Genomic DNA, 15067 nt, shown 5'->3' with positions numbered 1-15067 from the left:
TTCGGGGCCGCCTTGCCCCCTTCTGGTGCCGGAGGCTAGTTCATGGCCAGTCGGCGATCGTCGCGGTCACAGGCCAGGAAGGTGGAACCCTCCAGCCATTCCGGGTCGGGGTAGTAGGCGAACAGGTAATGATCCTCCTTGATGCTGTCGATCAGCGGGTAGGTCACTTCCTGGCGAACCGCCGGACAGCCATGGCTGCGGCCCAGCCGGCCCGTCTGCTCGATGAAGGCCTCGCTGACGTAGTCCGCCCCGTGGATGACGATGGCGCGCTGGTAGGCGAGGTCATTGACGCCTGGCTCCAGCCCCTCGAGGCGCAGCGAGTAGCCGTTGCGGCCATAGTAGCTGTTCATGGTACGGAACAGTCCCAGGCTCGACTGATGACTCTCCGGGATATTGGAGAAACGCGTGGCCTCGGCATCGCCGGAGCCCTGGCCATGGGAGACCAACTCCTCGAACATCAGCTCCTCCCGGTCCAGGTCGAACACCCACAGGCGGGGTTCGGTGGAAGGCAGCGAGTAGTCGATCACCGCCAGGCGGCCGGCGTCGGGAGCCGCGCAGGCCAGGGCGCTGGCCGCCAGTTCCAGCACCCGGGGGTCGGCATTGGGCGCCAGGCGGGTCAGGGTGTGCTCTAGGGGCGGGGCGCTGAACTGGTCGGGATGCAGTGCCTGGGCGAGGAAGTCGTCGGCGGTGGCGGGCAGGGCGACCAGCAGCGAGCCGGCCATCAGTGGAAGCAGGGAGCGCATCATGGAGTACCTGTGGCGTTCGATCCGGCACGAGAATGGGGCCTGCTTCCCTGTGGCCCCCGGTCTGGCACTATTATGCCCATGAGGGCCGGGATGACCAGGCGCCTCCATCAACGCAGGAGTTTCGTATGACGCACGCTCGCGGAAGCATGAGCTTCCTGATCGCCTGGCTGCTGGTCCTGTTCGCGCTGGCGGGCCCGGCCGCGGGGCAGGAGCAGGCCGAGGCGGCATCGCCACTCGCGGCCGCCATCGCCGAGCTGCTGGCCGAGCGGGGCGATGAACTCCAGGCCTTCTATGACGTGCGCGACCAGCGCCCGGCCTGGCGCGATTCCCGCACGGTGGCCGCCTTTGCCGCGGCGTTGCATACCCTGGATGGCGATGGGTTGATCCCCGGGGATTATCGACCGGACGCCCTGGTGGCCGGCCATCGGCAGGCCCACGAGAGCGAGGCGGACCTCGAGCGGCAGGCGCGCTTCGACCTGTACGCCAGCCGGGTATTGTTGACCGCCCTGCGGCACCTGCAGCGCGGCAAGCTGGATCCCCACGACATCGATCCCGGCTGGGAAGTCCCGATCGCCGCTCCGCCACTCGACCTGGCGGCGCTCTCCCGGGCCGTGGACGCCCAGCGCTTCGAGCAGGCCTTCGCCGAGGTGCGCCCCGCCTATGCGCCCTACGAGCGGCTGCGTACCGGCCTGGCCCGCTATCGCAACATCGAACGCCTGGGTGGATGGCCGAGCCTGCCGGCCAGGGAGCGCTCGCTGCGCCCGGGCGACATCGATGACGACGTGGTACTGCTGCGCGAGCGACTGGCGGTGATCGGCGAGCTGGAGGTGATGGCCGCGGATATCGCCGCCTTCCCCGGTGCCGAACTGGAGGCCCCGGATCCGCGCCACTATGACGAGGGGCTGGAAGCGGCGGTGCGGCGCTTCCAGCGTCGGCACCTGCTGGAGGTGGACGGCATCGTGGGGCCCCAGACCCGCAGGGCGCTCAACGTGCCAGTGGAAGTGCGCATCGACCAGATCCGCCTCAATCTCGAGCGGGCACGCTGGCTGCTGCACGGCCTGCCCGAGGCCTTCGTGCTGGTGGACATCGCCGGCTATCAGCTCAGTTACTTCCGCCCCGGCGGCGAGATCTGGCGTTCGCGCATCGTGGTGGGGCGGCCCTACCGGCGCACGCCGTCGCTGCGCTCCGAGATCACCCACCTGACCGTCAACCCGACCTGGACGATTCCGCCGACCATCCGGCGCGAGGACGTGTTGCCCCGGGTGCGGCAGGACCTCGGCTACCTGTGGCGGGAGAACATTCGGGTACTGAGTCCCTCGGGCACGCCCCTCGACCCCTGGGAGATCGACTGGGACAACCCCGGCAACATCATGCTGCGCCAGGACCCGGGGCCGCAGAATGCCCTGGGGCGGGTGGCGATCCGCTTCCCCAATGAGCACCTGGTCTATCTCCACGACACGCCGGCCCAGGGGCTCTTCGCCCGTGAGCAGCGCGCCTTCAGCTCGGGCTGCATCCGGGTGCAGGGTGTGCTCGAGCTCGTCCAGCTGCTGTTCGACGATACCGACAGCGACCGCGACATCCAGTCGCTGATCGACAGCGGACAGACCCGCAACGTGCCACTGGCGGAGCGCGTGCCGGTGATCCTGCACTACTGGACGGTGCACGCCGCCGAGGACGGTGAGCTGGCCTTCCGCCCCGACATCTACCAGCGCGACGAGGCCCTGCTGACCGCGCTGGATCGGCCGCTGGCGTGGTAGGCGTCAGCGATAGCCCTCGGCCTGGAGCCGGAACAGCCGGGCATAGCGCCCATTGGCCGCCATCAGGCTGGCGTGATCGCCCTGCTCGAGGATGCTGCCGCCGTCGATCACCAGGATCTGGTCGGCGGCGCGCACCGTGGAGAAGCGGTGGGAGATGAGGATGGTCATCTTGTCGCGGCTGTGCTCCCGGAAGTCGGCGAACACCGCGGCCTCGGCGGCCGCGTCCATGGCGGCGGTGGGCTCGTCGAGGACCAGGATGTCGGCACTCTCGCGCATGTAGGCCCGCGACAGGGCGATCTTCTGCCACTGGCCGCCGGAGAGTTCCTGACCGCCCTTGAACCAGCGCCCGAGCTGGGTGTGGTAGCCGCCGGGCATGTCGGCGATGAAGTCCTCGGCCAGGCCGCGCCGGGCGGCTTCCTGCCAGCGGGCCTCGTCGGCGAAGGCGGCCACGTCGCCGGCGCCCAGGTTCTCGCCGACCTTGAGCTGGTAGCGCACGAAGTCCTGGAAGATCACCCCGATGCGGCGGCGCAGGGCCTGGACATCCCAGTCGCGCAGGTCGCTGCCGTCGAGCAGGATGCGGCCCTCGCTCGGCGCGTAGAGCCGGGTGAGCAGCTTGATCAGGGTAGTCTTGCCGGAGCCGTTGGCCCCCACCAGGGCCAGGCTCTGGCCGGGGACCAGGTGCAGCGAGATGCCCGACAGTGCCGGCGTCTCGGCACCGGGGTAGGTGAAGCTCACGTTCTCGAAGCGGATGCCGTCGCCGGGATGCGTGCCGCGGGTCAGGGTGCCGTCCTCGGCGGCCACCGGCTGCTCCAGGTACTCGTAGAGATTGGAGAGATAGAGGTTGTCCTCGTACATGCCGCTGATCGAGGTGAGGCTCGCCGAGAGCGCCGCCTGGCCCTGCTTGAAGACCATCAGGTACATGGTCATCTCGCCGAGCGTCAGCCGCCCGGTCACGGTCTCTGCCACCACCCAGGCATAGGCGCCATAGAAGGCCAGGGTGCCCAGCAGGCCGAGCAGGAACCCCCAGCTCTCGCGGCGCAGCGTCAGGCGGCGATCCTCGCCGTAGAGGGTATCGAAGATCCGGCGGTAGCGGTCGAGCAGCAGCGGCTCGAGGCCGAACAGCTTGACCTCCTTGATACTGTCCTCCCGGGCCAGCACCGTCTCCAGGTACATCTGCATGCGGGTCTGGGGCGAGCGCCAGCGGAACAGCCGGAAGGCATCGCCGGAGAACTTGGCCTCGGAGACGAACACCGGCAGGGCGCCGACCACCAGGATCAGGATCGCCCAGGGCGAGAACTGCACCAGGAGCACCCCGAAGCTGACCAGCGAGATGGCGTTCTGCGCGAGCGAGAAGGTCTTGTTGACCAGCCCCAGCGGACGGATCGAGGCCTCGCGACGGGCGCGGGTCAGCTTGTCATAGAATTCCGAGTCCTCGAACTGGGCCAGTGACAGGGTGCCGGCCTTCTCGAGGATCATGACGTTGACCTTCTGCCCGAGCAGCGCACGCAGCAGCGACTGCTGGGCCGAGAGCCCGCGCTGGGCCAGGGCGATCAGGGCGACCACCCCGGCCTCGGCCAGCACGTAGCGCAGCACGGGCCAGGCGGTGGTAAAGGAGAGTGCCTCGCCCGTCTCGCGATGGTATGCCATGGCATCGACCACCGAGTCGACGATCAACTGGCCGATCCAGGCCGCCACCGCCGGCAGCACGCCGGCCACCAGGGTGCAGACGGCCAGGCCGAGGGTCAGCGGGCGCGAGGTCTGCCACACCAGCGTGAGTGCCCGGTGGCTGTAGCGGAAGACACCGAAGAAGGCGCTCAGGCGATTGCCCTGGGGAGGCTGGGCAGGAATGGCACGACGCATGTGGGGAGACGACAAGCGGGGGTTCTCCGGTCCTCGGGACCTGTTCAGTCTATCTGGCCGGCGAGCGGATGTATCATCCACCCCGGACGGACAGCGCCCCGCTCGGTGGCGGGGCGCTGGGTGAGGCTCGGTCGGCGAAGGCTCAGCCCTCGTCGTCGCTCGCTTCGGACGGGTTCGCCCGAGCCACCACGGTACCGGTCTCGCCACTCTGCAGCGCGGCCAGCAGCGGCTCTGCCTCGCGCTGGAAGGCCAGCAGGGTCTCGCCCGACAGGCTCTTGTTCTCCGGCAGGTCGACCTTCATGGCATTGACCTGGTTGTTGCCGACCAGGACCTCATAGTGCAGGTGGGGTCCGGTGCTGCGACCGGTATTGCCCGAGAGGGCGATGCGCTCGCCCATGCTCACCCGGTCGCCGCGGCTGACCAGCGGACGCGACAGGTGCAGGTAGCGCGTCTGGTAGCCGTTGTCGTGGCGGATGACGATATAGCGTCCGGCCACCGGATGGTTGGCGACCTTCTCCACGCGGCCATCGGCGGGTGACGTGACCGGGGTGCCGATGGGCATGGCGAAGTCGGTGCCGCGGTGCGGGCTGACGCGCCCGGTGACCGGGTGCTTGCGCCTCGGGTTGAAGTGGGAACTGATGCGGTAGCTGCCCTGGAAGGGGTAGCGACTGAAGGCCGGGTCGAGGCTCTGGCCTTCCGGGGTGTAGAAGTTGTTGTCGGCACTGTTGCGGACCACGGTCAGGTCCATGCGGGCCCCTTCGTACTGGACGGCCAGCACGCGGGAATCGAGGCTCTCGCCGTCGATGATGTCGGACTCGATGAGTACCTGAAAACGATCGCCGCGACGGGTGTCGCGGCGAAAGTCGAGCTTCTTCTCCAGCAGGCGGGAGAGCTGGCTGACCTCTGCGCTGGAGAGGCCGGTAGCCTGGGCCGAGCGAGCGAAGCTGCCGCTGACCGTACCGGCGAACAGGCGCTGGGTCGCCTCACCGGCGCGCTCGATGGTGGCGACCTCGAAGCCGTCTTCCCCGCGCTCGACGAAGAAGCCGCTGCGGGCGTTGCGCATCACCCTCAGGGTCAGCAGCTTGCCCTCCTCGTCGAGCTGGTATTCGAAGCTGTTGCCGGCCCGCCAGCGGGTCAGGACGTTCTGGTCGGGAAGCTCGTCGAGCAGGCGCAGCACCTCGCTGTAACCCAGCCCCAGGCGATTCTGGGCCATGACCGCAAAGGTGTCGCCCTGCTGCACCGTGTAGGTCTCCCATTCGGGCACGAAGGGCTCGCTGGCGGCGATCTCTTCCTCGAGGAAAACCGCCCCCTCGCCGAACAGCCTCAGCTCCTCTTCGGGGATCTCTTCATAGGAGGTGGCGTCGGCCATCAGGGTCCCGTCGTGGTCGAGCATGCCACTGGCGATGGTGCCGATCACCACCGCCATGTGCAGTGCACCATCATCGATCATCGGGGCCTCGGCCAGGTCGGCATCTGCCGGCCCTCCGCGTTCCTTTTCGGGGATCGCCAGGGCCCGGGGCGCCTGCCGATCCTCGGCCGCGGCACTCGCGGGGGCGATGAGATCGACATCGACGATCTCGGAGGCGGTGAGGCTCGACAGCGGGACATGCTCGCGGGTGGCATCGAGGGCCAACGATGCCATCTCGATGGCGCTGGTGACCTGGCTGCGTTCGAGGCTCAGGGAGGGAAGGCCGGGTTGTGCGTCGGGATCGAGGGGGACGAGTACGGTGTCGAGCGGCTGGTTATCGCGCTGGACATCCTGGACTGAGGTGACGATTTTCTGTGCGCCCAGCACTGTGACCATGGTGGCAACGGGTAACAGTAATAACTTGTGCGTGCGGGGCAGCGAATGGAGGATTCGCAACATGGGTAGACGGCCAATGAATGATGAAAAGGATAAAAAAAGGCATTGGAACCATAACCCATGACGTATGGCGTGCCTAGTCTGTACATGCATACAGCAAGGGCCGATTCGGGCCTGATCCGAATCGGCACTGGCGGGTCGAACACTGTTTACTAATCATGCATTGGAGCCGATGGCGCGGGGAAAATCAACCCCTGTCTCGTCACTCCCCGGTCAGGGTGCCGTCGCGGTAGTCCCGCAACGCCTGCTCCAGCTCGGCATGCTCGTTCATCACGAAGGGGCCGTAATGGGCGATGGGCTCTCCGTGGGGATGGCCGGCCAGCAGCAGGGCCTCGCCACCCTCGGTGCTGGCCAGCGCCAGCCTGTCGCCGCTGCCCAGGCGGGCCAGCTGGCCGTGGGCCACGCGGCTGTCGCCGAGCTCCAGGCTGCCCGCGAAGACATAGGCCAGCAGGGTAGGTGCCGCGGTGGCCAGGGTCAGTTCGCCGCCCGGTTCCAGGCGCACATGGGCCACCGCACCGTCGCCGGCCAGGGCATTCAGCGGCCCGTCGACGTGTTCGCCGCCGCTGTCCTGCCAGCGCCCGCCGAGGGCGATCAGCTCGGCACCGTTGCCGGCGAGGCGGGGCATCTCGGCCGCGCGCACATCCCGGTAGGTGGCCGGGCTCAGCTTGTCCCTTGCCGGCAGGTTGAGCCACAGCTGGAAGCCGTGCAGGCCCTGGCTGTCGGTGAGCGGCATCTCCGAATGGATGATGCCGCGGCCGGTATGCATCCACTGGGCGTCGCCGGCACGGATGGTGCTCGAGTGCCCCAGGTGGTCCTCGTGGGTCAGGCCGCCGTGGATCACGTAGGTCAGGGTCTGGATGCCGCGGTGGGGGTGGGGCGGGAAGCCGCCGATGTAGTCGTCGGGGCGATCCGAGCCCAGTTCGTCGAGCATCAGGAAGGGGTCCAGGCCGCCGCCGAAATCGTGGATTCGCTGGATTTTCACCCCGTCGCCGTCCTGGCTGGGCCGGCTGGGTTGCAGGTGTTCGACCTGGCGGGATGTGGTCGTGGAAGTCATGGGGTTTCTCCGTTCTTGCAAGGTTTGACTGGCATTCTAGATCGTATTTTTCGAAAATTAAGCGCAATGATTCGCTTTGAATATTCGAGGAATTCGAAATGTCACGCGTCACCCTGACCCAATGGCAGATGCTGGCCGCGGTGGTCGACCATGGCGGCTTTGCCCGCGCCGCCGAGGCCATCCACAAGAGCCCCTCGACCCTCAATCATGCGGTACACAAGCTGGAAGAGCAGCTCGGCGTGCGGGTGCTGGAGCCGGTGGGGCGACAGGTGCGGCTGACCGAAGCGGGCGGCATGCTGCTGCGGCGTGCCCGCCAGCTGATCGAGAGCGCCGCCTCGCTGGAGGAGGTGGCGGCAAGCCTCGCCGAGGGGCTGGAGGCCGAGGTGGTGCTGGCCGTGGACCAGCTGTTCCCGCCCGATGCCCTGGCCCGTGCCCTGGAGACCTTCTCGCGGGAGTACCCCCATGTCCGGGTGCAGCTGCACGAGACCGTGCTCAACGGGGGCATCGAGATGCTCTACGACGGCAGTGCCGACCTGGTGGTCTCGGGGCTGTCCGCCCAAGGGTTCCTGGGCGAGCCGCTGGTGACGGTGCGCTTCATCGCCGTGGCCCATCCCGATCATGCCCTGCATCGCCTGGCCCGGCCGCTCGACCTTCGCGACCTGGTGCAGCACCGCCAGCTGGTGGTGCGCGACTCGGCGCTGCGACAGTCGCTGGACTCCGGCTGGCTGAAGGCCGAGCAGCGCTGGACCCTCAGTCACCTGCATACCTCCATCGACATGCTCGAGCGCGGCCTGGGCTTCGCCTGGGTACCGGAGACACGTATCCACGAGGCCCTTGGCGAGGGGCGCTTGAAGCCGTTGCCGCTCGCCGCCGGAGGCGTCCGCGAGGTTCCCGTCCAGCTCATCCATCGCGACCGCGACCGGGCGGGGCCGGCGACTCATGCCATGGCCAATGCCCTCAAGCGGGAGGTGGCGGCCTGCTCGGAGGGTGATTCATTCGATATGGTCGAATGATCTGTGCCAAATGATGCGCTTGAGATTCGATGCAATCGCTTTAGGCTCTGATCCAACGACCTTGAGAATGAAGAGAGGACACCATGGGCCTGTTGATCGACGGCGTCTGGCATGACCAGTGGTACGACACCCGCAAGCACGGCGGCGAGTTCGTGCGTGAATCCGCCCAGCTGCGCGACTGGATCACTGCCGATGGCGGCCAGGGACCGGAGGGGCAGCCGGGCTTGCCCGCCGAGGCCGGACGCTACCACCTCTATGTCTCCCTGGCCTGCCCCTGGGCGCACCGCACCCTGATCATGCGCCGCCTCAAGGGGCTCGACGACCTGGTCGGCGTCTCCCACGTCAGCCCGCTGATGCTGGACCAGGGCTGGACCTACGAGGAGAGCGAGGGCTCAAGCGGCGACCCGGTCAACGGCGTCGACTACCACCGCGAGCTCTATACCCTGACCGAGCCGCACTACACCGGGCGGGTCACGGTGCCGGCGCTGTGGGACAGGCGCGAAGGGCGTATCGTCAACAACGAGTCCGCCGACCTGCTGCGGATCTTCAACGGTGCCTTCGACGAGCTGACCGGCAACCGGCTCGACTTCTACCCGGCGGAGCTGCGCGCGACCATCGATGCGGTCAATGCCGATGTCTACGACCACATCAACAACGGCGTCTACAAGTCGGGCTTCGCCACCGAGCAGGCCGTCTACGAGAAGCACGTGGTGGCGCTGTTCGAGGCACTCGACCGGATGGAGGCGCGGCTGGCCGAGAGCCGTTACCTGGCCGGCGAGTGGCTGACCGAGGCCGACATTCGCCTGTTCACCACCCTGGTGCGCTTCGATGCGGTCTACCACGGCCACTTCAAGTGCAACCTGCGGCGCATCGAGGACTACCCCAACCTGTCGAACTATGTGCGCGAGCTCTACCAGTGGCCGGGCATCAAGGAGACGGTGGACTTCGACCACATCAAGCGCCACTACTACTACAGCCACGACACCATCAACCCCACCCGTATCGTGCCCTATGGTCCGCGGCTCGACCTCGAGCGCTCACATGATCGCGAGCGGTTGCCGGGCCGGGGGATTTGGCAGGAGTAGGGGCATGGCACTCTGGTATGCCTGTTGTGGGAATTGGGCTTTGCCGCGGTTCGACGCTTCGACGAATGGCGCCGTAGGCGCCCGTCAGTTCTGGTGAGATCCGCGTCTCCCGCCGGGAGTCCTTCGGCCTCCATTCGCCCGATAAATCGGGCTCCCACAAGGGTGATGACACCTCAACTCGGTAGGTAGGAACCAGACTTATCCGGCGATTGGATCAGGCGTTCTTCGCCAGCCAGCGGTCCAGGGCATTGGCGAACTCGCGGCGGTCGGTGTCGGCGTAGCCCCTGGGGCCGCCGGTGTGCTCGCCGCTGGCACGCAGGGTCTCCATGAAGTCCCTCATCTGAACCCGGGCGCGGATGTTGCTCCGGTCGAGTATCTCGCCGCGGGTGGTCATCACCGCCGCACCCTTGTCGATGGCCTCCATGGCCAGCGGCAGGTCCGAGGTGATCAGCAGGTCGCCAGCGGCCAGCCGTGCGACGATCTCGTTGTCGGCGGCATCGAAGCCGTGGCTCACCGCGAGTCCCTTGACCCACCTCGAGGCCGGCAGCGGTACCGCATGGTTGGCCACGAACCAGGTCGGGGTGGCGGTACGCTCGGCGGCGCGCACGATGATGTCGCGCGCCACCCTGGGGCAGGCATCGGCGTCGACCCAGAGACTCGGCATGGCAAACTCCTGGCGGTCAGGGCCTTCGGGCGAAGGCACTCGGAAAAGGCTGGTCAGCGGATGGCGCCGATGGTAGCATGCGCGCTCCTCGCATGTGCTGACCCCGCCATCATGACGATTCGCCTGAGCCGAGTGCCAGAGCCGGATCACCGAGACCTGCGGTCATCTACCGACAGTGTCCGAGATGTGAAGATGGAGCGCCAACCAGATGCCGCCACAAGGGCGACATCGGCGCAGAAAGGTCGCCTTAGCGGTTTGCCTGCCCCCCTGGGGCACAAACCGGATGCCAGGTGCGACCGGCGTCCCCGATACCGTGACTCGCTCTGCCCCGGGGCCATGAAGGCCCGACGACAGGCGCAGTGTGCCCGACCGTTTGCTTGCGTCGGGGATGCCTCAATGTGATTTGCCGGCCCTCGCCGGCCTACCAAGGTGTGATTGATGACCTCGACTTCTGTCGCTTCGCCGAGCTTCGGCGATCTGGCCCTGCTGCCTGCCGTTCTCTCTGCCGTCGAAACCCTGGGCTACGAGACCCCTTCGCCGATCCAGATGCAGACCATCCCTGCGCTGCTGGAAGGCCGTGACATGCTGGGCCAGGCCCAGACCGGCACCGGCAAGACTGCTGCCTTCGCCCTGCCGATCCTCTCGCGCCTCGAGCTCGAGCGCCGCGAGCCCCAGGTGCTGGTGCTGGCGCCGACCCGTGAACTGGCCCAGCAGGTGGCCGTGTCGTTCAGCAAGTACGGCCAGAACCTCAAGGGCCTGGAAGTGGCGACCCTGTGCGGTGGCCAGGAGTACCGCGAGCAGCTGGGCGCGCTGAAGCGCGGCGCCCAGGTGGTGGTGGGGACCCCCGGCCGGGTGATCGATCACCTGGATCGTGGCAGCCTCAAGCTCGACGGCCTCTCTGCCCTGGTGCTGGACGAAGCCGACGAGATGCTTCGCATGGGCTTCATCGACGACGTCAAGCGGGTGGTCGCCGACACCCCCAAGGATGCCCAGCGGGTGTTCTTCTCCGCCACCCTGCCGTCCGAGATCGAGCGCATCGTCAACCGTTACCTGGTCGACCCGGTCAAGGTGGCCATCGAGGCCAGGGTCGGCACCGCGGCGAGCATCGACCAGCGCATGGTGCGCGTCGACGGCGGTGCCAAGCTGGAGGCGCTGTCGCGCATCCTCGAGGTCGAGCCCGTCGACGGTGCCATCGTCTTCGTGCGGACCCGGGCGGCCTGCACCACCCTGATGGAGCAGCTCTCGGCACGCGGCGTCAACGTGGCGAGCCTCTCCGGCGACCTCGACCAGAGCCTGCGCGAGCGGACCATCACGCGCCTCAAGCGCGGCAAGGTCGACGTGCTGATTGCCACCGACGTGGCCGCTCGCGGCCTCGACGTGCCGCGCATCACCCACGTCATCAACTATGACCTGCCCCAGGATGCCGAGGCCTACACCCACCGCATCGGGCGTACCGGCCGTGCCGGCCGCACCGGCGTGGCGATCACCTTCGTCGGCTTCCGCGAGGGGCGCAAGGTGGGCTGGCTCGAGCAGGCCACCGGCCAGAAGCTCAGCGAGATGCCGCTGCCCGACGAGGCGGCCATCCGTGCCCATCGCGACGAGGTGTTCCACCAGCGCGTGGTCGCCTCCCTGACCAAGGGCGCCGAGGAGCAGAACGCCCTGATCGCGCGTCTGGTCGAGGAGGGGCATGACCCCATCGAGCTGGCCTGCGCCTTCGCCGCCATGGCCCGCGCCGACGAGGCCCCCATCGGTCGCCTGCAGGCACCGCGTCGCGACAACGACCGTGGTGCCCGCGACGGCAAGCCGCCGCGTCGCCGCGATAGCGGCCCCAGCGAGGGCATGACCCGCTACCGCGTGGCCGTGGGTCACAAGGATGGCGTCAAGCCGGGCCAGCTGGTCGGGGCGCTGGCCAACGAGGGCGGCATCGAGGGGGCCCGCATCGGCCGCATCGATATCCGCAACGCCTTCTCGGTGGTCGAGCTGCCGAGCTCGCTGCCGGCGAGCATCCTGGCCAAGATGGCCCGTGCCCGGGTGGCCGGCCGTCCGCTGGAGATCAGCGAGGACCGTGGCGCCCCCGAGCGGGCACCGCGCCGCCGCCGTGACGATGGCGAGGCGCCGATCCGCCGCCAGTCGCGCGGCTGACAGATAGGGACGACCGCTGTGCGACAGCGGCAGGCACCAGGCAACGGGCCGGGGGAAGCGTTCCCCCGGCCCGTTTCTCGTCGTGGCGGTGTCGGGTTCAGCCCCCTCGCCGATGGGCCAGCCACTGGCGAATGCCGAAGGTCCAGGGCGGCAGGCGGTCCGAGTGGTCGACCCGGTTGACCAGGGCGCCGAGCGACGGGGTGGCGATGGTCACGGTATCGCCGATGTGGTGGGTGAACCCCTGACCCTCGCCGTCCCGGTCCTGGATCGGCGAGAACATGGTGCCCAGGAACAGCATGAAGCCGTCCGGGTACTGGTGATGGGCACCGATGGTCTGGGCGACCAGGTCGAGGGGGTCGCGGCTGATCTGGCGCATGTCGCTGGCATCTTCCAGCACGAAGCCGTCGTCGTCGCCCTCGATGCGCAGCGAGACCCGCGCCCCGCGCACGCTGTCGATATCGAAGTGCTCGTCGAACAGGCGGATGAAGGGGCCGATGGCGCAGGAGGCGTTGTTGTCCTTGGCCTTGCCGAGCAGCAGGGCGCTGCGCCCCTCGATGTCACGCAGGTTGACGTCGTTGCCCAGCGTCGCCCCCCGGGTGCGGCCCGCGGCGTCCACCGCCAGCACGATCTCCGGTTCGGGGTTGTTCCAGCGTGAGGCGGGGTGCAGGCCGACGCGGTCGCCGAAGCCCACCGAGGAGAGGGGCTGGGACTTGGTGAAGACCTCGGCATCCGGCCCGATGCCGACCTCCATGTACTGGGACCAGGCACCCCGCGACTGCAGCTCCGCCTTGAGCGACATGGCCTGCTCGGAGCCGGGCACGATCCGCGACAGGTCGCTGCCGATCATCTGCTGCAGCTCCTGGCGCAGTTCGCTGGCCCGGGTCGGGTCCCCCCCGGCCTGCTCCTCGATCACCCGCTCCAGCAGGCTGACGGCGAAGGTCACGCCGCAGGCCTTGATCGCCTGGACGTCGCAGGGGGCGAGCAGGCGGGGCGTGCCGGCGGGTTCGGCCAGGGAGTTCTCCAGCAGCGCCTCGACCGGGCCCAGCGACTCGCCCTCGACACGCTCGACGAAGTCGACGACATCGTCGCGGTCGAGCAGGTCGGCCATGCAGGCACACTGGCGGGAGATGTCGAGGACCTCGCCGCCGCGGACGACCACCAGGGCCGGCCCCGCGTCGGGGGCCGGCCGCCAGACCCGCCCCACCAGGCGGGCGCGCTCCAGGTCCTGGGGAAGAAAGCGTTCGGTGTTCAAGTGACTACCTCGCGTGGCTTGTCGTTGTGTTTTCGGTGCGGCATCACGCCTCGCGCTTGCCGTCCACCAGGCGCGTCACCCCCAGCGGGTTGCCGTCGCGCAGCGCCTCGGGCAGCAGGGCCTGGGGCAGGTTCTGGTAGCAGACCGGGCGCAGGAAGCGCTGGATCGCCGCACTGCCCACCGAGGTGGTGCGCGAATCCGAGGTCGCCGGGAAGGGCCCGCCATGGACCATGGCGTGGCAGACCTCCACGCCGGTGGGCCAGCCGTTGACCAGCACCCGGCCGGCGCGACGCTCGAGGGTCGGCAGCAGGGCACGGGCATCGTCTAGATCGCCATCGTCCATCTGCAGGGTGGCGGTGAGCTGGCCTTCCAGGCGCTCGGCGACGGCGCTCATCTCGTCGGCATCGGCACAGGCGATCACCAGGGAAGCCGCGCCGAACACCTCGGCCTGCAGCGCCTCGTCGCCCAGGAAGTCGGCGGCACTGGCCCGGTACAGGCCGCTGCAGCACTGATGCGGCCCCTCGCCGACCTGGCCACGCGCCACCTCCTGCACCTTGCCGCTGCCGACGAGGGCACCCACGCCATCCTCGTAGGCACCGTGGATCCCCGGGGTCAGCATGGTCTGGGCGGGGCTCTCCCTCACCGCCTCACCGGCGGCCGCGAGGAAGGCATCGAGCGCGGGGCCCTGCCGGGCGATCACCAGCCCCGGGTTGGTGCAGAACTGCCCGGCGCCCATGTTCATCGAGCCGATGAAGCCCCGGGCGATCTCGTCGCCCCGCTTCTCGAGTGCCTCGGGCAGCAGGAACACCGGGTTGATGCTGCTCATCTCGGCATACACCGGGATCGGCTCGGGGCGCGCCTGCGCGGTGGCCATCAGGGCGGTGCCGCCGCGGCGCGAGCCGGTGAAGCCCACCGCCTTGATACGCGGATCGGCGACCAGCGCCTGCCCCACCTCGCGGCCGGCACCGAACAGCAGTGAAAAGACCCCTTCGGGGAGCCGGCACGCCGCGACGGCCTGCTGGATGGCGCGGCCGACCAGCTCGGACGTCCCGGGGTGGGCCGAGTGGGCCTTGACCACCACCGGGCAGCCCGCGGCCAGGGCCGAGGCGGTGTCGCCACCGGCCACGCTGAAGGCCAGCGGGAAGTTGCTGGCGCCGAACACGGCCACCGGGCCCAGGGCCAGGTGGCGCTGGCGCAGGTCGACCCGCGGCAGCGGCTCGCGCTCGGGCAGCGCCGGGTCGATACGCACGTCGAGCCACTCGCCGGCGCGCACCACGGCGGCGAACAGCCGCAGCTGGCCGCAGGTACGGCCGCGCTCGCCTTCCAGGCGCGCCCGGGGCAGGCCGGTCTCGGCCATGGCGCGCTCGATCAGCTCGTCGCCGATCGCCTCGATGCCGGTGGCGATGGCCTCCAGGAAGGCGGCCCGCGCGTCGAGGGAGGTCTCGCGGTAGGTGTCGAAGGCGGCCCAGGCGAGGTCACAGGCCTGCTCGACCTCGGCCTCGCCCCCGCCGGCCCAGGCCGGGTCGAGGGGGTGTCCCGTGGCGGGGTCGATGGCGCGAATCTCGGCCCGGGTGCCGGCGACGGCTTGCTGGCCGATCAGTAACTTGCCTTGCAGTGTCATAGGGGGCTC

11 protein-coding genes are annotated in these 15067 nt (G+C 68.8%); 4 read left to right on the top strand and 7 right to left on the bottom strand.

The window, feature by feature from the left end; all coding sequences use genetic code 11:
* Positions 1-35: 35 nt before the first annotated feature.
* Positions 36-746 carry a murein L,D-transpeptidase catalytic domain family protein gene (locus ACOMD9_RS06345; RefSeq protein WP_421412883.1) on the bottom strand — a complete coding sequence of 237 codons (711 nt, stop codon included), beginning with the start codon at positions 744-746 and terminating at the stop codon, positions 36-38.
* 125 nt (positions 747-871) lie between these two features.
* Here ACOMD9_RS06345 and ACOMD9_RS06340 point away from each other — a divergent pair, with 125 nt between their 5' ends.
* Positions 872-2503 (top strand): L,D-transpeptidase family protein, encoded by a 1632-nt coding sequence (locus ACOMD9_RS06340; RefSeq protein ID WP_421412882.1) that lies wholly within the window; start codon positions 872-874, stop codon positions 2501-2503.
* 3 nt (positions 2504-2506) lie between these two features.
* On the opposite strand, the gene ACOMD9_RS06335 is transcribed toward ACOMD9_RS06340, so the two are convergent.
* From ACOMD9_RS06335 to ACOMD9_RS06325, 3 genes are all read right to left on the bottom strand, one after another.
* The gene (locus ACOMD9_RS06335; RefSeq protein ID WP_421412979.1) at positions 2507-4363 is read right to left on the bottom strand and encodes an ABC transporter ATP-binding protein; all 1857 of its coding nucleotides are present in this window, start codon (positions 4361-4363) and stop codon (positions 2507-2509) included.
* 142 nt (positions 4364-4505) lie between these two features.
* Entirely contained in the window at positions 4506-6230 is a 1725-nt protein-coding gene (locus ACOMD9_RS06330; RefSeq protein ID WP_421412880.1) for a peptidoglycan DD-metalloendopeptidase family protein, read from the bottom strand.
* Positions 6231-6429: 199 nt separating this feature from the next.
* On the bottom strand, positions 6430-7281 hold the full coding sequence (locus ACOMD9_RS06325) for a pirin family protein (protein WP_421412879.1): 852 nt from the start codon (positions 7279-7281) through the stop codon (positions 6430-6432).
* Positions 7282-7379: 98 nt separating this feature from the next.
* Between ACOMD9_RS06325 and ACOMD9_RS06320 the strand changes: the two genes are divergently transcribed.
* Positions 7380-8294 carry a LysR family transcriptional regulator gene (locus tag ACOMD9_RS06320; protein WP_421412878.1) on the top strand — a complete coding sequence of 305 codons (915 nt, stop codon included), beginning with the start codon at positions 7380-7382 and terminating at the stop codon, positions 8292-8294.
* Between the two features lie 83 nt (positions 8295-8377).
* Positions 8378-9379 (top strand): glutathione S-transferase family protein, encoded by a 1002-nt coding sequence (locus tag ACOMD9_RS06315; RefSeq protein ID WP_421412876.1) that lies wholly within the window; start codon positions 8378-8380, stop codon positions 9377-9379.
* A gap of 214 nt (positions 9380-9593) precedes the next feature.
* Here the strand turns inward: ACOMD9_RS06315 and ACOMD9_RS06310 are convergent, their stop codons facing one another.
* Positions 9594-10043: a YaiI/YqxD family protein gene (locus ACOMD9_RS06310; protein WP_421412875.1), complete on the bottom strand. Its 450-nt coding sequence runs from the start codon at positions 10041-10043 to the stop codon at positions 9594-9596.
* 438 nt (positions 10044-10481) lie between these two features.
* Here ACOMD9_RS06310 and ACOMD9_RS06305 point away from each other — a divergent pair, with 438 nt between their 5' ends.
* Positions 10482-12185, top strand: coding sequence for a DEAD/DEAH box helicase (locus tag ACOMD9_RS06305; protein WP_421412873.1), 1704 nt, complete (start codon positions 10482-10484; stop codon positions 12183-12185).
* A gap of 97 nt (positions 12186-12282) precedes the next feature.
* On the opposite strand, the gene ACOMD9_RS06300 is transcribed toward ACOMD9_RS06305, so the two are convergent.
* A complete protein-coding gene (locus ACOMD9_RS06300) occupies positions 12283-13437 on the bottom strand; it encodes a fumarylacetoacetate hydrolase family protein (protein WP_421412871.1) in 1155 nt (384 codons plus the stop codon).
* A 43-nt stretch (positions 13438-13480) separates the two neighbouring features.
* A complete protein-coding gene (locus ACOMD9_RS06295; RefSeq protein ID WP_421412870.1) occupies positions 13481-15058 on the bottom strand; it encodes an aldehyde dehydrogenase (NADP(+)) in 1578 nt (525 codons plus the stop codon).
* Positions 15059-15067: the final 9 nt, after the last annotated feature.

It is taken from the genome of Halomonas terrestris, from assembly GCF_049166755.1.
GTDB lineage: Bacteria > Pseudomonadota > Gammaproteobacteria > Pseudomonadales > Halomonadaceae > Halomonas.
This window is presented reverse-complemented; position numbering and strand designations above follow the sequence as displayed.

What these genes read in the sequence shown, in the direction of transcription:
- ACOMD9_RS06345 (WP_421412883.1), bottom strand. Translation starts at nt 746, where the DNA reads ATGATGCGCTCCCTGCTTCCACTGATGGCCGGCTCGCTGCTGGTCGCC.
- ACOMD9_RS06340 (WP_421412882.1), top strand. Translation starts at nt 872, where the DNA reads ATGACGCACGCTCGCGGAAGCATGAGCTTCCTGATCGCCTGGCTGCTG.
- ACOMD9_RS06335 (WP_421412979.1), bottom strand. Translation starts at nt 4,363, where the DNA reads ATGCGTCGTGCCATTCCTGCCCAGCCTCCCCAGGGCAATCGCCTGAGC.
- ACOMD9_RS06330 (WP_421412880.1), bottom strand. Translation starts at nt 6,230, where the DNA reads ATGTTGCGAATCCTCCATTCGCTGCCCCGCACGCACAAGTTATTACTG.
- ACOMD9_RS06325 (WP_421412879.1), bottom strand. Translation starts at nt 7,281, where the DNA reads ATGACTTCCACGACCACATCCCGCCAGGTCGAACACCTGCAACCCAGC.
- ACOMD9_RS06320 (WP_421412878.1), top strand. Translation starts at nt 7,380, where the DNA reads ATGTCACGCGTCACCCTGACCCAATGGCAGATGCTGGCCGCGGTGGTC.
- ACOMD9_RS06315 (WP_421412876.1), top strand. Translation starts at nt 8,378, where the DNA reads ATGGGCCTGTTGATCGACGGCGTCTGGCATGACCAGTGGTACGACACC.
- ACOMD9_RS06310 (WP_421412875.1), bottom strand. Translation starts at nt 10,043, where the DNA reads ATGCCGAGTCTCTGGGTCGACGCCGATGCCTGCCCCAGGGTGGCGCGC.
- ACOMD9_RS06305 (WP_421412873.1), top strand. Translation starts at nt 10,482, where the DNA reads ATGACCTCGACTTCTGTCGCTTCGCCGAGCTTCGGCGATCTGGCCCTG.
- ACOMD9_RS06295 (WP_421412870.1), bottom strand. Translation starts at nt 15,058, where the DNA reads ATGACACTGCAAGGCAAGTTACTGATCGGCCAGCAAGCCGTCGCCGGC.